Origin of the sequence: Phocaeicola coprophilus DSM 18228 = JCM 13818 (genome assembly GCF_000157915.1) — a bacterium.
GTDB classification, from domain to species: domain Bacteria; phylum Bacteroidota; class Bacteroidia; order Bacteroidales; family Bacteroidaceae; genus Phocaeicola; species Phocaeicola coprophilus.
The window spans coordinates 6585-24935 of record NZ_EQ973632.1; the positions used below are offsets into that span (position 1 = coordinate 6585).

Genomic DNA, 18351 nt, shown 5'->3' on the forward strand with positions numbered 1-18351 from the left:
TTAAGAGTCAGTTGCTCTACCAACTGAGCTAAGAGTGCATTCAGATTTTCAAGAGGTTCCTGGCGGATTCGAACCGCCGTACACGGTTTTGCAGACCGCTGACTAAGCCACTCATCCAAGGAACCGGATTGTTTTGATTTATCAGTAAGTTGGAGGTTCCTGGCGGATTCGAACCGCCGTACACGGTTTTGCAGACCGCTGACTAAGCCACTCATCCAAGGAACCAGTCTCGCTTTGCTATTGTTTTTCTCAATTGCGTTGCAAAGGTACAACTATTTTTGGAATCTGCAATACCTGGACGCTATTTTTTTGTTTTCTTTTCCGAACAGGTGTTTTGCTTTGAGGCCATACTGCACCCGGAACATCCGCAGCCACAGCCTGTTGTTGAAGAACTTTTTCTTCTGAAAAATTTTAGAAAATGTTTCCCTGCATACCAGATGCAGAGAAACAAAATAAGATATACAATGAGATCCTGTAAGTTCATCTTTTCCTGTTTAAATAATAAAACTTCCTATTTGGTACACGAGGAACGCCACGATCCAGGCCAGTACGGTTGTATAGCAGGCTGCAAAAAGTGGCCATTTCCAGCTTCCGGTTTCCTGCCTGATGGCAGCAAGGGTCGCAATACATGGGAAATAAAGCAGCGTAAAGAGCATGTAGGCAAAAGCAATGAGCGGAGTGATATCCGACTGCTGGGCGATACGTTCGGGAAGTGCATCGTCGTCCAGATTTCCGTCATTCGTATAGAGAACTCCCAGAGTACTTACAACAAGTTCTTTGGCTCCGACACCGGAAAGAAGTCCGACTCCCATTTTCCAGTCGAAACCTAAAGGCTTGATGATCGGTTCGATGGATTTTCCTATCTGGCCGATATAAGAGTTTTCCTGTTGTTCTGCCGTTGTCTGATAGCTGGAATGGTTGGGATAATATCCCAGGAACCATATAATGATGGAAGCAATCATGATTATGCCTCCCATCTTTTTCAGGTATTGTGCACCTTTTTCCCATGTGTGGCGCAATACGGACTTGCTGGTAGGCATGCGGTAGGGAGGGAGCTCCATTACAAAAGGAGTATCATCTCCTTTCACCAGGAATTTGCTGAAGATTCGTGCCATTAATACCGCCAGCAGGATGCCGACAGAATAAATAAGCAGCAGTATCAGGCTTTCCTTGCCGGGGAAAAAGGCTCCTACCAGAACCAGATAAATGGGAAGACGGGCACTGCATGAAATCAGGGGATTGATCAGAATGGTTACCAGTCGTGACTTGCGGCTTTCAATGATGCGTGAAGACATGATGGCAGGGACGTTGCAACCGAATCCCATGATTAGCGGGATAAAGGATTTTCCGTGCAGTCCCATCTTATGCATGATCTTGTCCATAATGAAGGCTGCTCTTGCCATGTAACCGGAATCTTCCATGAAAGAAATGAAAAGATACAGTAACAGGATGTTGGGCAGGAATACAATGACTCCTCCGACACCGCCGATCACCGCGTCAATCAGCAGATCCTTGAATGATCCGTCCGGCATGTATGTGTTGACTGCGTTGCCTAACTGTTCTACCAGCCATTCGATGCCTTCTTTCGGGTATTCACCGAAAATAAAGGTACATTCAAACATTAAATACAGGAAGATAAAGAAAATAGGGTAGCCCCAGACTTTATGCGTAACAATACTGTCTACAATCCGGGTGAACATTTCTGTATTCTGGTAGTTGTCGGTATAGGTTTCTTTCAGTGCTCCTGTTATAAAGCCATATTTCGCATCTGTAATAGCCTGTTCGCTGTCTTCGTTGATCGTTTCGCGCAGACGTTTGACTTCCTGTTCCTTGATCCGTAGAATTTCAGATGCATTCGGCAGGCTGGCAATGACATTTTTCTCGATGTCTTTGTCATTTTCCAGTAGCTTGATGGCCAGGAAACGCGTAGAATATTTGTGGCGGATGGTTTCTGTCTTTCCGATTTCTTTCTTGACAGCATCTATGCTTCGTTCCAGTTCCGGTCCGTGATTGATATGGATATGGCGGATGAAGTTACGCGGAGTAAAGCTGTTCTCGTCGTCTTCGTGGCTTTCGAATTTATGGTCTGGGACGTATGCATCATGCCATTCACGGAACTCACGCAGAGCTTCGTTCTGTATTTCTTCCTTTTGTCCCATGAAGTCTGCACCTTCATACAGGCCGATAATGACATGGAAAAGATCATCAACCCCTTCTCCTGTCCGGCTGATCGTGGGAACCATTGGAACCCCGAGGAGCTGACTCAGTTTTTTTATGTTTAAAGTATTGCCGCTATGTTGGAGGGCATCGTACATGTTGAGTGCAACGACCATGCGGACGTTCATGTCGATGAGCTGGGTAGTCAGATACAGGTTTCGTTCCAGATTACCGGCATCTACGACATTTATTATGACATCGGGAGTTTCTTCAATGATGTGTTTTCTGACGTAAAGTTCTTCAGGACTGTAGGCAGACAGGGAATAAGTGCCGGGGAGGTCTATTAGCCGGAAGTGATATCCCTGGAATTCAAAGTAACCTTCTTTGGCATCCACTGTCACTCCGCTGTAGTTTCCTACGTGTTCGTGTGATCCTGATGCGATGTTGAATAAAGAAGTCTTTCCACAGTTCGGGTTACCGACAAGGGCGACATTGATGGTACGCCGTTTTCCCTGGGCTATAGCCCTCATTTCATTGTCGTTTACAGGAATTGTTTCTGAAATACCTCCATGGTAGGTGGTGCCGGTACTCAGGTTGCGGGCCTCTTCTTCGCTTACGACTTCGATCATGGAAGCTTCCTGACGCCGCAGGGAGATTTCATATCCCATAATTTTATATTTGATAGGGTCCTTAAGCGGAGCATTGAGCAGCACTTCTACTGTTTTCCCCTTGATGAATCCCATTTCGATGATACGGCGGCGGAACCCTCCGTGTCCCAGGACTTTGATGATAACCCCCTTTTCTCCTGTTTTCAGATCAGATAGTTTCATATAGCGATACTTTATTTAAAGCAATTCTAAATTCCGTGCAAAGATATAGCATTGTCTCCGATTGTGCAATTAATTTAGATCGTTTTTAAATAATTAATCCGCATCTTGTTCCGGATGGAAGCAGGATGCGGATGGAAAAATGTGTTGAATGCTTTTCTTTACTTGGAAGGATTCGGGAAGAATTTCTTCTTGTAGTAAGAATTGGCGGTATAGAGAGCTGCGGCCGGATTGTTTCCCGTAACTCTGTCTTTGGTGACCAGGGTAGTGACGTATACTTCGGAATATTTGTAGAACAGGCTGTCATGTCCCACGCAAAGTCCGATGACAACATTCAGATCAGTATGTGCTTCATTCAGCAAGCGTGCCTGTAAGATGGGGTTACACATGGAAGCTCCGATGCTTTCACATTGTGGAGGAATTCCCATGGAAGTCTTGCTTTGTCCGGCCACCTTGCAGATCACAGAATATGGCTCAAAGTTATTTGCGCGGAGAATCTGGGCAAAAATACGTGCTTCGTTGATGAGTCCGATGCAATTGGCTATTCCGATTTTGTGTGCATTGATCTTACGTGCAAATTCCATGATTTCCTGAACTCTTGTCCATTGGCAATATCCTTCATATTCCACTTCAGCACTGGCAATCATGATTTCCCGGTTTTTACCTTCGTCATATCGTTCCAGAGCCCATTGTCTGTCGTTTTTTTTCAAATGGGTTGTCGGACAGAAGGGAGGATAAGTGCGGTCCTTGAATTTGCAGTTTTGTGTTCCGCAGTCTACACAGGTGTGGGTTTGTTCTTTTTCCATTTTTTGTATGAATGATTGGTTGTTTCTTTGAACAAAGGTATGTTTTTTTAGCTCAGGATAATCAAATGAGAAGGATATTATCATTAAAAATTTCATCCGGTTTTATGGGATTTCAAGTGCAGTTAACCGCGATTTCTCCAAAGATTTCTGTTAATGGAAGTTTATGGGTGTTTGTGAGTTCTTAAAACGTGTTATAAAATAGCGGTTTTTGCTGATTTTATTTGCGGAATCCCCAAAAGTCCCTACCTTTGCAATGTGTTTTTCATAGTATTAGATTTAAGGTTAACAAAGGTTGGAGTACAGCGGTACTCCTTTTTTTATGTCCATACCCCAAGTTTCCGGGTATAAAAAAAGGCTGTCCCACATTTCTGTGAAACAGCCTTCTCAAATCAATCAGATTAATGAATTTCGATAACACGATTAATCTTGGCCTTTTCCTCTGGAGTACGTTTAGGCAGATCAACGGTCAATACACCATCGGTGACATTTGCGCTGATTTTATCTTTTTCAACATCGTCCGGAAGGACAAGTGCTTGTTCGAATTTGGAGTATGAGAATTCGCGACGCAAATATTTACGGTTGTTATTGTTTTCTTCTTTGGTCTCATTCTTCTTTTCCATACTGATGACCAGTTCGTTGTCTTCACTCAGATGAATGTTAAAGTCTTCCTTTGTCATACCTGGAGCGGCAACTTCTACCTTATAATCAGTATCACTTTCCAGGACATTGATGGCCGGAGCTGTTGCATTGGCTTTTACCATCCAGTCGTTGTCGAAGAAATCATTGAAAATGCTCGGTAACCAATTCTGATTGTAATTTTTTCTAATCGGTGTCATAGTTGTAATCTCCTATATTTAGTTTTTTGTTTCTTGTTTCTGAACCTCTCAGCCTTCAGGGCTTTCGTGATTCGCCTAAGAATGTGCAAGATGTATGCCTGTTGTCAGTTTGTCAGAGAGTATGAACTCTTTTTTAAACGACTGAAAACTATTTTAATCAGAGGCACGGAGATTTTAAACTATTGAAAGCTTTATTGAAATAAAAGAACTGACATATAAGGGACACTTTGGCAGTGGCTGTCTGGTCTCCTTATATGTCAGTCAAAATAAAGTCTGTCCGGTTCAGGCCGGAATGCATCCGGAAAGGACTTCTGCCAGTTCGGCCTGTCCGTTATCGGTTGCCAGCTGGATACCTTCTTTTAAGGTTTCCAGACCTTCCGGAGTCGTTACAAAAGCATCAAAAACCTGAATAGTCTGGATCTGGTTGATGATGAAGGTGCGTGCTTCCGGATGATGGGCGCAGATTGCCGTGATGTGGTCTGTGTCCAGATTTTCACTGAACATTTCCTGAAACATCTGTTTGTAAGGCAAGCTGTAGCTGTTTGTTTGTGGCTGGAAACAGATATAATGCAAGTGCCGTAAGGAGATTCTTCCGTTCTTATCCTTGTAGGTTATGCGTACCGGATGATAGCAGCAGATTGCCGTAAGGAGTGTTTCGGCAACTTCCGGGCCATTTCCTTCATTGGAGAAGTCACAGGTGATTTCAGGAGTGGAATACGGATTTTTCATTCCTTCTATCCGGCTGATTTCCTCATTGGGAATGTAAAATTCTTCATCCAGAATCAGTTCATGACCTTCGACGCCCCAGTCAAACAGTCCATTCTTGATATGGATGTTTTTGGTTGTGAAGATGTGCTGGCTTTTCCGGACGGTCGTAATGCGTATATATTCATATTGTTCGCTTAACTCCTGCAGCGTATTCTTTGTATCCTTCTGTGACGGAGCAGACGGTGATGTTTGTTCTTGCTCCAGCGCTTTGATCGTTTCTTGCAGGATTGTTATTTCGCGGAGGGCTGATGAAAGCTTATCTTCGGTTTCCTTCTGCTGTTTTTCTGCTGTGAGCCGTTTGGATTGCTCATGCTTCAGTTCTTCAGCAATCGATTTCAGTTTGTTTTCAGAACCGGTCAGTTTTTCTTTTGCTTCGTTGATCTGAGCTTCCAGTTCTTTATTGGCTGAAAGAGTTTGTGCAAGTTTGTTTTCTGCAACTTGACCTTTCGTTTCGGTCTGGTCCTGCAGTTCTTTCAGCTGGTCTATTTCCTTTTCCAGCTTTTGGGAGTATGTTTGCGCTTCTTTCAGACTGGAGAGCAGTTCCTGATTCTTGGAAGTATATTCTTCTACCTGGAAAGCCAGCTGGCTGTTTCTGCTTTCGTTTTCATCCAGTCGGGTGTTCAGTCCCTTCAGACTGGCTTCTGACTGCTGAAGTTGTTGTTCCAGCTTCTGAATGTTACTCCGAAGAGTAGTCAGTTCTGTTTCGGCTTCTTTATTCTGGTTTTCACTGTCTTTGTAGCGGATATCCATCTTTTGGATCTGGATAAGAGCTTCATTGAGTGCAGTCTCTGTTGTTTTAAGTCTCTCTTCTTTTTCTGAAACGGTCTGGGAAAGAGCATCACGTTCAGCTTCAGTACGGCGTATTTTTTCCTGCAGCTCCTGGATGTCTTGCCGGGCATTCAGCAAGTTCTGCTCCTTTTGCTGTAAAGAAGTGTCAGTATCTTGATGGAGATTCTTTATTTTTTCTTCGTAAGAATCCTGTTGGACCTTCAGACTGTTATTCAGCTGATTATATTTCTCCTGAAGATCCTCCAAGGCTTTTCCCTTGTCTGAGATATCCTTCTGCAATTGTTTGATCAGCTCATCTTTTTCGTCGATGTGACTGTTGAGCTCCTTGTTTTGCAGACATATTTCCCCCATGGTCTTCTGGTGTTTTTCCTCGTTTTCCCTGACGCTGGTCTGATAAGCAGTCGCTTCGGCTTCCAGACGGCTTATCTGCTTTTCCATGGAACTGATTTTATCTGAAGCGTGGCGTAACTGTGTGGAAATTTTGACATTCTCACCTTGTACCCGATTAAATTCGGCCTGTAATTCATCAATATCAATTCCTGCAAACTTTTTCAGCAGTTGAAGTACGTATTTGTTCATTGTTTGTCTGTTTGGTTTAATTATTCCTGCAAATAACGTGAATTTTATTGAAAAATCCTATCTTTTGATTAAGTTTGCAGTCCAAAACGAAATGAAAAATGGAAGATTTTGTATCAATCAACGTAAATACAGGAAGAAGCAGGACAAACAGCTTGATCAATCGTAAAATGATTTTCCGTATATTGGGAATTCTGCTTTTCATGGAAGCTGCCATGTTTTTGGTGTGTGCGAGTGTGTCGTGGTATTATCGGGAAAAAGAATATATCTATTTCATCTATTCCATATTGATTAATGTGGGAGTAGGGGGAGTACTTTTGCTGTTGGGCCGTAATGCACCGAATATGGTGACCAGACGGGACGGCTATTGCATTGTGGCTTTTACCTGGCTGCTGTTTACCGCTTTTGGTATGCTGCCTTTTTATTTGAGTGGCGAGATACCCTCCATTACGGATGCTTTTTTCGAAACGATGTCTGGTTTCACTACAACTGGAGCTACGATATTGGACGATATTGAAGCGCTTCCTTATGGAATGCTTTTCTGGAGAAGTTTTACGCAGTGGATTGGCGGATTGGGTATTGTGTTCTTTACCATAGCGGTATTGCCGATTTTTGGAGTCGGTAATCAGGTCCTTTTCTCTGCTGAGGCCACGGGAGTTACCCATGATAAGATTCATCCCAAAATCAGTGTAATGGCCAAGTGGATCTGGACTGTTTATTTGATCCTGACGCTGACTCTTATTGTTTTGCTGGTATGGGGAGGTATGAGTGTCTTTGATGCCGTGTGTCATTCTTTTGCTACGACGGCAACCGGCGGATATTCTACCAAGCAGGATAGCATCGCTTATTGGAATTCTCCGTTTATAGAATATGTGACGGCTATTTTCATGATTTTGTCAGGCGTAAACTTTTCTCTTTATTTTATGTGTCTGAAGGGAAAATGCAAGCAGCTTTTCCGGGATGATGAATTCAAGTATTACCTGATGTCGATCGGTGGTGTTACTCTCTTGATAACAATCTCCCTGGTCCTTCAGAATCATTATGGCATGGAAGTTGCCTTCCGCAAGGCGTTGTTTCAGGTTGCTTCATTACATACTTCCTGTGGATTTGCAACAGATGATTATGTAAAATGGGCACCTTTTACATGGATGCTGCTGATCTATACAATGCTGGCAGGAGGATGTACTGGTTCGACCGGTGGAGGAATCAAGAATATGCGTCTGCTGATTGTGATCCGTAATATCAAGAATGAGTTTAACCGGTTGATGCATCCCAGGGCAATTTTGTCAGTGAAGGTTAACAGACAGGCTGTTTCTCCGGCCACTATCTCTACGGTATCTACGTTTATTCTGTTTTATCTGATCTGTATTTTTGTCAGCTGGACTGTGCTGATGTTTCTGGGTATTGGCTTGACGGAATCTTTCAGTCTTGTTGTTTCCAGTCTGGGTAATGTCGGCCCTGGACTTGGAGCATTCGGACCGGTCTTTTCCTGGAGTGCACTTCCCGATGTTGCGAAATGGCTTGTATCTTTCCTGATGCTGATCGGACGTCTGGAATTGTTTGGAATCTTATTGATGTTTGCTCCCAGTTTCTGGGAGAAGCGGTGATGGGAAACGCTTGTGTACGGCTGATAGAAGGGCCGTTGGTGTTTTGTCGGTGAAAGGAGAACACCGGGCACTGTTGCAAAAAAGGTAAAAAAACGATTCGTTGTATTGATGAAAAGAATTCGGCGTTTGCAGCAAAATGTTTCGGCGTTTTAAAAAAATGTGGCGGCGAATGGAGACACCGGTACTTAAATGAATCTGCGGGCCCTGAGAATTGTGATGCAGGGTACTACAGTTCGTATAAGGAGGAAAAATAGCCGAAATTCCCGGAATGGAACTTGAGGATAAAAAGAATGGCATGTGCAATGAAACAGAAGTATGGATTTCATGAGCACATGCCATTATATTTGGAGAACAGTTAGTCTATAAATCTTTTGGCCAGATCCTGGAACTGTTCGATTCTTCTGTCGCGCAGGAACGGCCACCAGCGGCGGACGTTTTCGCTTCGGCTCATATCGATTTCAACCACCAGGTTTTCTTCTTTGAGATTGCTGGCCTGAGCGAGAAGTTCACCTTGAGGACCGGCTACAAAGCTGTTGCCCCAGAATTGAATGCCATTGGTCTGGCCGGAAGGATCAGGTTCAAGACCAACCCGGTTGACTGAGATGACAGGAAGCCCGTTGGCTACGGCATGTCCTCTCTGTACGGTTACCCATGCGCCGAGCTGTCTCATCTTTTCTTCCTGCGTATCACTGCTTTCCCAGCCGATGGCAGTCGGATAAATCAGCAGTTCGGCTCCTTTCAGTGCCATTAGCCGTGCTCCTTCGGGATACCACTGATCCCAACAAACCTGGACGCCCAGTTTTCCGATAGAAGTCTGGATCGGTTCGAAACCTAAGTCACCGGGAGTGAAATAGAACTTTTCATAATAGGCTGGATCGTCGGGAATGTGCATTTTCCGGTATTTTCCGGCGATGCTTCCGTCGGAGTCAAAAACGACGGCTGTATTGTGGTACAACCCCGGCGCCCGGCGTTCAAAAAGTGAAGTGACCAGTACAATGTGATATGCTGCAGCCAATTCACTGTAGAAACCGGTAGAAGGACCGGGAATGGGCTCTGCCAGATCGAACATGTTGGTGTCTTCAGTCTGGCAAAAATACGGTGTATTGTGCAATTCCTGCAAAACAACCAGTTGTGCTCCAGCCTGTGCCACAGAGGCAATGTTGCGGTGAAGCTTTTCCAAATTGAATTTGATATCGTTGGAACATGCTTGTTGAACGATACCGACGCGAATGATCTTCTTCATATTTAACGGTTTATTTTACTTCTTTGGGATATTGCATGGTGACACAATGAAGGGAACCATGCTGCTGGATCAGGGCTCTGCAATCAATTCCGATAATCTCTCTGTCAGGAAAGGCTTGTGCCAGAACATCCTTGGCCTGCATGTCCTTGTCCGGCTGTGCATATGTCGGATATAATACAGCATCGTTCATAATCAGGAAATTGGCATAAGTTGCAGGCAGCCGTTCTCCTTCTTCACTGTAAATAGCATCAGGCATGGGGAGAGGAAGCAGCCGGTAGGGAAGACCTTCAAGAGTACGGAATGTCCGGAGTTGTCTTTCCATAGCCTGCAGACTCTCATAATGTTCATCTTCAGGGTTTGTACATTGTACATATACGATGGTATGGTCCGGACAGAGACGCGCCAGAGTATCTACATGGCTGTCTGTATCATCTCCGGCCAGATAACCATGGTCAAGCCACAATATCTGCTGCAAATTAAAGCGTTCCTTCAGATAATCTTCCAACTGTGCACGGTCCATCGTATCGTTTCTGTTGGGAGCCAGTAAGCAGGTGGAGGTAGTAAGCAGGGTTCCGCATCCGTCGCTTTCAATGGATCCGCCTTCCAGAACGATGTTGCGGCAATTGACATAACTGCCCTTTAAGCAATCAGCCTTGATCAGTTCCGAGTTGATCAGGTTGTCTTTATTGGCAGCAAACTTCATGCCCCATCCGTTGAAACAGAAATCAAGCAGCAACGGAGCTGATTCGTTTTGGAGCAAGGTGATAAATCCATGATCGCGTGCCCAGGTATCATTGGTCGGACACGGTATGTAACAGATGTTGTCGCGATAGGCAAAATTTTCCAATACTGCAGGAAACTGAGGCGCGACAAGCAACAAGGGTTGCCGTTGAGCAATATGAGTGGCTATCTCCAGAAAGCATTTCTCTACTTCTTCCAGCATGTATGCCCAGTCTGTATCCTTGTGAGGCCAGGTTAGCTGAATGTAGCTTTGAGGATGCCATTCCGCCGGTAAATAATAGTTTTTTATTTCCATCATAGCTGTTTGTTATGTATATGTGATTCACTTAATTTTCTTTATTGTCTTTGTCTGGCGAACTTGTTTTCTCCTCGTCAGCCGGTCGGGCTATTGTCTGTGGCTGAGAGTATTTCTCTTCGTCATTCTTCTTTTGTCTGGAAGTCCGTAGTTTTCTACGGCGCAGGAACCAGTCGATAAGCTCTTTCCAGTTGCTGAAATCTTTGTTGTACATAATACCGATACCTTGTGTCGTTAAGGTTGATTTAGTAAAGTACCGGTCATTTGTCTGGTTGTATCCTCTTAATCGGAAATCTCCGTTTTTACTTAACAGCCAGATGGCTTCAAAGTCTCCCACGAAGTTTGTGTTCCGCATGGTATTTTCCCGGTAGCCGAAGTTACCGTTGATGATCAAACGGTTGTTCAGCATTCGTCCGGACAGGATTGCTTCTGCTTCCACATCACTCCATCCTTTTTCGCCGGTCGTCAGGTTAGTTCCCAGATTCCAGTTCTGGCTGTCAATGACTTGTGAAAGCATGTTGTTCAGTTGTCCCGACAGCGTGCTGAAAGCCAGAGAGCTGGTTGCGTCAGACTGGCTGGCATTGTTATAGTCGTATGCATAGAACTTACCAACACTCAGCAAGTAAATGATTTGTGTATTCATTTGTTCTTCTGTACTGGTAAGACTTCTCACCAACTCCCGGTCTTCTTCATTGACCGTTGGCAGTTCCAGATCGAAGGTCAGATTAGGAGAGGTAAGATTTCCGGTCAGATTCAGCAGACAGTTGACGCGTACATTTCCTTTTGATGATGTTGCATTGGCAATCAGATCGTTAAGAGATGCTGAATTGACGGTGTATACTGCCTGTACATTTAAGTTGGCAGCTTTGGGATTTCCGTTGAAAGTAACAATACCTCCCGGCTGGAGCGTAAAGTCTTTGCGGATGACATTTTGCATACTCATTTTATAAATACCCTGCGCTATATTGTAGTTTCCGAAAATCTGGAAATCGCCTTTATTGAAAAAGTTGATACGCAGGTTTCCTGTTCCGGTAGCTGAAATATAGTCACCCGCAGCCGGGTCCATGATAATCTTCATGTTCGCTTCGGGCGTAGGCTCGATCTGCAAATTGATGTGAACATCCAGAGGGGTATCATCATCTTCTTCCTCTTCCGGGCGGTTCAGATAGTGATAAACCTCAGTCTGTATGATTTCCTGTTTGCGCTTGGGGGTACGGTCTACGAATGTAATAAACTGGTTATTGGTGGCTTCAGCCGCCGTACCCAAAACATAGGCAAAAGCTGTATTTCTGTCCGCCCGCATGTTCCCGTCTACATTCAAAGCATTGTCTCCTCCTCGTATGGATACATCGCCGGTTGTGTAAATTCTTCCATAGAACGGGAAGTCCGGTGTTTCTCTGCTGGTATTATAAACCAGCATATTATTGGTGTTGAAGGCGAACTGATAGGCTAAGTTTTTCAGTTTTGTATGTCTTAATGTTCCCTGGGCCGTTCCGTGGTTTCCCTCAGCATCCGTCAACTGCACGTTCTGAAACTTGAATTGTCCGGAAGTGATATGGACAGAGTCTGCCTGCGCTTCGAAGCGGGTATTAAGGATATTAACTTTCATTCCCATATTGGCTTTGACATCTCCTTCCAGGTCAAGTCCTGAGAATGGTCCGTATAATCTGACATTTCCGTGGGCTCTTCCTCTTACATCGGTGAAAATACTCTTGACAAAAGGCTGTAGAAAAGCCAAAGTTGTACCTCCGGCTTGTATATGTAAGTCGAGTCCTTTCAGTTTGGGTGAAACATAGCCGTTTACCATAGTGGTATGGAGACTGTCCTCCCGAATATCAGCAAGCAGGCGTACTCCTCCCAGCTCTTTGTCCCAACTGCCGGTGATGTCTGCCTGTCCAAGCAAAGCGTCATTCAGGGAGAAATCCTTTACATTCAGTTTTGCCAGCATGACAGGTTCATCAAGAATATGATAGAGAGAGACTTTTCCGCTGGTCAGTCCATAGAACTTGACAGCATGGAACTGGATCATATCCATAATATAAAGCAGATTAATGTTTTTCATATTTACCAGACAAGAATCTGCGCTGGTTTTCCCAAGTCTTCCGTTAATCCTTAAATACTGGTCTTGATGTTCAAACAGGAAGTCATTTATTTCAATGCTGTCCTTGGCTATGCTGATGGCTGCAGGATGAATGTGCCAGGTTGTGTCATTCAGAACGACACGGCTGGGCAGGATATCTATGTAGGTTTGTATTTGTTTCTTGTCAGCTGATTGATTGAAACTGGCAATTGCATCAATTTCCCCACTGTAAGTTACGTTGGTGTTGTTTCCCCAATTCACTGTAGTGTGCAGACGGTCGTCTTTTGCATTGGCATTCAGGCTGAGGTTAAGCATGCTGCCTTTTTTCATCATCATGTTTGCCCGGACCTTACATTGCAGCTGGTTTCCCGGATTTTCACAGAGAATCGTTCCCGATTCATAGCGGGTATTGTTATAAATGAATTCCGGAAAATATCCGTTTACTTTCAGACGGGTAAGGCTGTCATTGAAGTAGCCGTTTAAGGTTGCCGGCATTTTGAGATCCAGCGGAATACCAATGACTTTAGACAACAAGTCGCTGTTTTCCATTTTTAAATCAAAACGGAAATCATTGTTGGATTTGATTTGTTTGGTTTCTGCCGTCAAAAGTGACGGGATGTAACGCTGCACTGTTTTGATGATGCTGGCGGAAATGGTTTGATAAGAATAATTCCCTTGTATAGTTCCTTGCAAAAAGGGAGAATTGATTTTTATTTCTTTTTCTATACCTTTATTCCCGGCTGTAATGGTCAGATTGGGCATAAAGTAAGATAGATTCTCCATCGGATTTCTGACGGACAAGCTGTCCAGTTGGATTCCCCCTTGCATATCGTCAATCGAATGACCGGAGAAATCTGCTGTCAGGTTTAATGAGATATCTGTATTCTGGTATTTATCAGTCAGCCGGAGTGCGTTGGGCCGGAAGTTGCGCATGATAGCCCTCAGATTAAAATCGGGTGTTTTTTGCGCCGTATTGAAATTTCCTTCAATATTGATCAGCCCATTCTCGTCATCCAGTGCGAGGCGTCCGTTGAAGCTTCCTGGACGGTATTGTCCGTCCAATGTGATATTCTGATATTCATAATGATTGTATTCCAGAGAAGAAATCACTCCTTTAATATATGATTCGGGCTGGTTGTTACGATATTTGAGTCCTTTTAGTTCAATGTCGAATGCAGCATTTCCGAATTTGTTTCCTTTGGCTAACAGTTTTCCTATTCTTAATTCCTTGCTCTTTATCTTTCCGGAATAAGAATGCGCATTTGTCAACGTATCAGTATGCATGGTTACGTTAGCCTGTACATTTCCGGCTCCACTCCGGATCAGACCGTGCATAGTCAGCAAATGGGGATACCCCGAAACGTCTCCGTTAAAATGGAAATAATTGATTCGTTTCAAGATTTCCGGTAAGTCCTTTTTCCCGGTCAGATTCTGATGCAGCCAGTTAAATCCCTTTTCATTGATGTCCAGATGGGATACCTTGCCGAATATATATGCAGAAGAATTTTTGCGTTCTCCATTGAAGAGTGCTTCAGCCTGAAGCTGGAGGTCTTTATCCGGATTGGTCAGATAAAAATCACTACATTGGATATGCCGGTTATGTCCGTTAATCGAGAATTGTAACTCGAACGGATCGTTGAAGTGCTGAAAGGCTGGCAGAAAGCAGGACAAATCGGATAGGGTGACTGAAGCCTGTACCTTCCCCATGTAACGTATGTCTTGTGGCATGCCGGACGTTTGCCTGATACTGTCATAGGCAGCAGACAGCGTATCTACTCGGAATGTTGTTTTGGGCAGACTTATTTCTATGCCGTTAGCTTGTAATCCCTGATGGTTTGCGGTAGCACGCAAGGTGATACGTTTAAGTTTGAGTCCGCATTGCTCATTAAAACTCATACGTCGTATCTGCGCATTCAGAGAATCATTTGAGAGGGCTTTTAAGGCTAAAGTTGCCGAAAGGTTTGTAATTCCGATGTGGTTCGTGTTGAATACACCCGGAGTTTCCGGAGCAGACAACAGGTCATAATGAATTTGTCCACGACGAATAAGGATCGTGTTAATCCTTAAATCAATATTGCTTTTTTCTTTCGTACTGTCTTTCTTCGCGAAAGTATTCAGGATGAATTGGAAATTAGCATCTTCATCAGGAGACGGTTTGTTCAGTCTGGCGTTGAGGCCAAACAATTGTACGCTATTGATGCGTATTTTCCCTTGCAGGAGTGAAGGAATATCCACTTTTGCGGAAAAGCGGGCTATTTTAAGCATATCTTTTCCGGAGCGGTCCTGAAGTGATACATTCTGAATGATGATGCGGTTGAGAAGACCTAAGTTGATATTTCCTATATTGACTTCAGTGCGAAACAAACGATGCAATTCCTGGCTGGCATAATGACTGATTTGCTTTTGGACAAAAGGGATGCTCAAAAGTATGATTATTCCGAAGTAGATGACCAGTGTCAGAATAATAAGGGTTCGTATGGTATGTTTTATTCGCTTGAAATGACTCATTGTTTTATAAAAGTCTACAAAAGTACAATTTTTTTTGTTTTCAGCATGATCCGGCTAGTTAAAGGAATTAAAGAACCGGTTATAATATGTATTATTATGCGTAAAATGGAATATATTGGCTTCAAAAACAAATATAAAGCTTTAAATGTTATGTAAAATGAAAAAATATTCGGAATTTTGCACGCGGAAAAGTTGAATATTAAAAATATTATTATTGAAAGAGTAAAAAAAAGTATGTATTACGTAGAGAACAGAAAGTATCCTTCTCCCTTTGTTTCCTTATTGCCGATTGTGGTTTTGATTATTTTATTGTTTTTCACGATCCGTTTGTTTGGAGCTGATGCTTTGGGAGGTGGCAGTCAAATCTGTTTGCTGGTGACAACGGCGCTTTGTGCCGGAATAGGCATGGTCGGATACCATATCCCCTGGAAAGATATAGAACATGCCATTGTAAATAATATTGCGGGGGTAAGCACGGCCCTGATTATTCTGTTGATTATCGGAGCACTCTCTGCTGCCTGGATGTTGAGTGGGGTAGTTCCTACTTTGATCTATTATGGAGTACAGGTTATTCATCCGAAGTTTTTCCTGGTTTCTTGCTGTATAATCTGTGCTGTTGTGTCAGTAATGACTGGCAGTTCCTGGACTACCATTGCTACTATTGGTATTGCTTTGCTGGGAATTGGTAAAGCTCAGGGATTTGAGGAGGGATGGATTGCCGGGGCCATTATATCAGGAGCCTATTTCGGAGATAAGATCTCTCCTTTGTCAGATACCACAGTATTGGCATCTTCCGTGACAGACACTCCGCTTTTTACGCATATACGTTACATGATATTTACTACTGTTCCGTCTATGCTGATCACTTTGGCTATTTTTACAACAGTGGGATTTATGAATTCTTCTGAGTTGGGGACTGATGCCGTACTATTTACAGATGGCCTGGCTGAGCGGTTTCATATTTCGCTCTGGCTCTTGATCGTTCCGGTTATTACCGGAATTTTGATCGCGCGTAAAGTTCCTTCTATTGTTACCCTGTTTATTTCTACAGCCTTGGCGGTGATTTGTATGTTGTGCTTTCAAACGGATGTCTTGCTGGAAATTGCCGGTACGGTACAGAATAGGGGAGAAGCTTTATATCGGGCCACATTGACTTCTTTGTTCAGTGCAACTCAATTAACAGCCTCTTCTCCGGAATTAAGTGAATTGATAGCAACTCGTGGCATGGGAGGTATGATGGATACCATTTGGCTGATCCTTTGCGCCATGTGTCTGGGCGGTGCAATGACAGCTTGTGGTATGTTGGGAAGTATTACTTCGGTTTTTGTACGTCTGACGCGACGTCTGGTTGGAATGATTGCCTCTACGGTAGGAGCCGGTCTGTTTTTGAATCTGGCTACGGCAGATCAGTATATATCCATTATTCTTACCGGAAACATGTTTAAGGAGATTTATCGGAAGAATGGCTATGAATCCCGTTTGCTGAGCCGTACAACAGAGGATGCTGTTACTGTTACCTCTGTATTAATTCCATGGAATACCTGTGGAATGACACAGGCAACCATTCTCAGTGTGCCAACACTGACTTATTTGCCTTATTGTTTTTTTAATCTGCTCAGTCCGTTAATGAGTATCCTGGTGGCTAGCTTAGGTTATAAAATATATCGGATAGGGACAGATGTAAGTGAGAAAAAGAATGTTTAACCCAATATAATAGATAGCATGAAGAAACATATTACTTTGGCTTGCCTGGCTGCCTTGACTTTGACGGTTCAGGCGCAGCAGGGAGGCATTTCCAATGAAATGCTGAAACAGATTCAGTCCTCGTATAAGAATACGTCGGCAGATAAAGCGATTCGCAATGCAATAGGAGGTACTGATATCCGGAAACTGTCGTTAAATCAGGAGAATCAGCAAGGACTTGATACTGATTTTTCCATTAAGGTAGAATCAAAAGGTATTACAGACCAGCAGTCGTCTGGAAGATGCTGGCTTTTTACAGGTCTGAATGTGATGCGGGCAAAGGCTATCGCCCGATATAATCTTCCTTCTTTGGAGTTTTCTCAGGCATATTCGTTTTTCTGGGATCAGTTGGAGAAGTCCAATCTGTTTTTGCAGGGAGTAATTGATACGGCAAAAGAGCCGATGAGTAACCAGACAGTAGAATGGCTTTTCAAACATCCTTTGAGTGATGGCGGTACATTTACGGGAGTAGCTGATATCGTTTCAAAATATGGATTAGTTCCCAAAGAAGTGATGCCTGAAACTTATAGCAGCGAACACACTTCTCAGATGTCGTCTCTGATCGGACTGAAACTGAAAGAATATGGGCTGGAACTGCGCGAAAGCGTACAGAAAGGAATGGATGTCAAGAAGATAGAGGCGCGTAAGACCGAAATGCTGGAAACGGTATATCGGATACTGGTGTTGAATCTGGGTGTTCCTCCTACGGAATTTGATTATGTCCGTAAGGATGTAAAGGGAAATCCTGTTGAGACAGAGCATCACACTCCAATGAGTTTTCTGGAGAAGTACGGAGATAAGAATCTGCTGATCAATTATGTGATGGTGATGAATGACCCTTCACGTGAGTATTATAAATGTTATGAAATAGATTTTGACCGTCACCGTTATGACGGTAAGAACTGGACATATGTGAATCTTCCGGTAGAGGAAATCAAAGAGATGGCCATAGCTTCCTTGAAAGATAGTACACGTATGTATTTTTCCAGTGATGTGACTCAGTTGGACTCTAAGCGAGGATTGCTGGATGTGAATAATTATGACTTTGGTTCTCTGTTGGGAACGACTTTCGGTATGGATAAAAAACAGCGAATCCAGACTTTTTCCAGTATGTCAGCTCATGCTATGACTCTAATGGCTGTAGATCTGGATGAAAACGGAAAGCCAAAGAAATGGATGGTAGAAAATAGCTGGGGCGCTCAGTCTGGTTATAAAGGACATTTGATCATGACCGATGAATGGTTTAATGAATACATGTTCCGTCTGGTGCTTGAGACCAAGTATGTACCCAAGAAGGTTCTTGACATATTCAAGCAGAAACCAGTTCGTCTGCCTGCCTGGGATCCGATGTTTGCTCCTGAAGAGTGACAGATGT

At 43.6% G+C, this 18351-nt stretch carries 11 protein-coding genes and 2 tRNA genes; 3 read left to right on the forward strand and 10 right to left on the reverse strand.

All coding sequences use genetic code 11. The features are described from left to right. Nucleotides 1–53 precede the first annotated feature (53 nt). The 7 genes from BACCOPRO_RS01645 to BACCOPRO_RS01670 form a co-directional block, all read right to left on the reverse strand. Nucleotides 54–125, reverse strand: a tRNA-Cys gene (locus tag BACCOPRO_RS01645). 25 nt (nucleotides 126–150) lie between these two features. Beyond that, a tRNA-Cys gene (locus BACCOPRO_RS01650) sits at nucleotides 151–225 on the reverse strand. A gap of 76 nt (nucleotides 226–301) precedes the next feature. Beyond that, nucleotides 302–484 carry a FeoB-associated Cys-rich membrane protein gene (locus BACCOPRO_RS17365; RefSeq protein ID WP_081446905.1) on the reverse strand — a complete coding sequence of 61 codons (183 nt, stop codon included), beginning with the start codon at nucleotides 482–484 and terminating at the stop codon, nucleotides 302–304. Between the two features lie 10 nt (nucleotides 485–494). Continuing rightward, nucleotides 495–2987: a ferrous iron transport protein B gene (gene feoB, locus BACCOPRO_RS01655; protein ID WP_008140288.1), complete on the reverse strand. Its 2493-nt coding sequence runs from the start codon at nucleotides 2985–2987 to the stop codon at nucleotides 495–497. Between the two features lie 158 nt (nucleotides 2988–3145). Further along, complete coding sequence (locus tag BACCOPRO_RS01660) at nucleotides 3146–3790, reverse strand: DUF1847 domain-containing protein (RefSeq protein ID WP_040311053.1); 645 nt, start codon at nucleotides 3788–3790, stop codon at nucleotides 3146–3148. Nucleotides 3791–4188: 398 nt separating this feature from the next. After that, nucleotides 4189–4626, reverse strand: a complete 438-nt coding sequence (locus BACCOPRO_RS01665; RefSeq protein WP_008140292.1) for an Hsp20/alpha crystallin family protein — start codon at nucleotides 4624–4626, stop codon at nucleotides 4189–4191. 282 nt (nucleotides 4627–4908) lie between these two features. Next, on the reverse strand, nucleotides 4909–6762 hold the full coding sequence (locus BACCOPRO_RS01670; RefSeq protein ID WP_008140294.1) for a coiled-coil domain-containing protein: 1854 nt from the start codon (nucleotides 6760–6762) through the stop codon (nucleotides 4909–4911). A 98-nt stretch (nucleotides 6763–6860) separates the two neighbouring features. Here BACCOPRO_RS01670 and BACCOPRO_RS01675 point away from each other — a divergent pair, with 98 nt between their 5' ends. Next, entirely contained in the window at nucleotides 6861–8366 is a 1506-nt protein-coding gene (locus tag BACCOPRO_RS01675) for a TrkH family potassium uptake protein (protein WP_008140296.1), read from the forward strand. A 355-nt stretch (nucleotides 8367–8721) separates the two neighbouring features. Here BACCOPRO_RS01675 and BACCOPRO_RS01680 read toward each other — a convergent pair whose 3' ends face one another. From BACCOPRO_RS01680 to BACCOPRO_RS01690, 3 genes are read right to left on the reverse strand one after another with little or no spacing between them, the layout of a single operon-like run. After that, nucleotides 8722–9609, reverse strand: coding sequence for a carbon-nitrogen hydrolase (locus BACCOPRO_RS01680; RefSeq protein ID WP_008140297.1), 888 nt, complete (start codon nucleotides 9607–9609; stop codon nucleotides 8722–8724). A gap of 10 nt (nucleotides 9610–9619) precedes the next feature. Further along, complete coding sequence (locus BACCOPRO_RS01685; RefSeq protein WP_008140299.1) at nucleotides 9620–10648, reverse strand: agmatine deiminase family protein; 1029 nt, start codon at nucleotides 10646–10648, stop codon at nucleotides 9620–9622. A gap of 28 nt (nucleotides 10649–10676) precedes the next feature. Further along, complete coding sequence (locus BACCOPRO_RS01690; RefSeq protein WP_040311054.1) at nucleotides 10677–15233, reverse strand: translocation/assembly module TamB domain-containing protein; 4557 nt, start codon at nucleotides 15231–15233, stop codon at nucleotides 10677–10679. Nucleotides 15234–15467: 234 nt separating this feature from the next. On the opposite strand from BACCOPRO_RS01690, the gene BACCOPRO_RS01695 reads away from it, so the two are divergent. Continuing rightward, nucleotides 15468–16937 carry a Na+/H+ antiporter NhaC family protein gene (locus tag BACCOPRO_RS01695; RefSeq protein WP_040311097.1) on the forward strand — a complete coding sequence of 490 codons (1470 nt, stop codon included), beginning with the start codon at nucleotides 15468–15470 and terminating at the stop codon, nucleotides 16935–16937. 18 nt (nucleotides 16938–16955) lie between these two features. Continuing rightward, entirely contained in the window at nucleotides 16956–18344 is a 1389-nt protein-coding gene (locus BACCOPRO_RS01700; RefSeq protein WP_008140307.1) for a C1 family peptidase, read from the forward strand. The last annotated feature ends 7 nt before the right edge of the window (nucleotides 18345–18351 follow it).

What these genes read in the sequence shown, in the direction of transcription:
- BACCOPRO_RS17365 (WP_081446905.1), bottom strand. Translation starts at nt 484, where the DNA reads ATGAACTTACAGGATCTCATTGTATATCTTATTTTGTTTCTCTGCATC.
- feoB (WP_008140288.1), bottom strand. Translation starts at nt 2,987, where the DNA reads ATGAAACTATCTGATCTGAAAACAGGAGAAAAGGGGGTTATCATCAAA.
- BACCOPRO_RS01660 (WP_040311053.1), bottom strand. Translation starts at nt 3,790, where the DNA reads ATGGAAAAAGAACAAACCCACACCTGTGTAGACTGCGGAACACAAAAC.
- BACCOPRO_RS01665 (WP_008140292.1), bottom strand. Translation starts at nt 4,626, where the DNA reads ATGACACCGATTAGAAAAAATTACAATCAGAATTGGTTACCGAGCATT.
- BACCOPRO_RS01670 (WP_008140294.1), bottom strand. Translation starts at nt 6,762, where the DNA reads ATGAACAAATACGTACTTCAACTGCTGAAAAAGTTTGCAGGAATTGAT.
- BACCOPRO_RS01675 (WP_008140296.1), top strand. Translation starts at nt 6,861, where the DNA reads ATGGAAGATTTTGTATCAATCAACGTAAATACAGGAAGAAGCAGGACA.
- BACCOPRO_RS01680 (WP_008140297.1), bottom strand. Translation starts at nt 9,609, where the DNA reads ATGAAGAAGATCATTCGCGTCGGTATCGTTCAACAAGCATGTTCCAAC.
- BACCOPRO_RS01685 (WP_008140299.1), bottom strand. Translation starts at nt 10,648, where the DNA reads ATGATGGAAATAAAAAACTATTATTTACCGGCGGAATGGCATCCTCAA.
- BACCOPRO_RS01690 (WP_040311054.1), bottom strand. Translation starts at nt 15,233, where the DNA reads ATGAGTCATTTCAAGCGAATAAAACATACCATACGAACCCTTATTATT.
- BACCOPRO_RS01695 (WP_040311097.1), top strand. Translation starts at nt 15,468, where the DNA reads ATGTATTACGTAGAGAACAGAAAGTATCCTTCTCCCTTTGTTTCCTTA.
- BACCOPRO_RS01700 (WP_008140307.1), top strand. Translation starts at nt 16,956, where the DNA reads ATGAAGAAACATATTACTTTGGCTTGCCTGGCTGCCTTGACTTTGACG.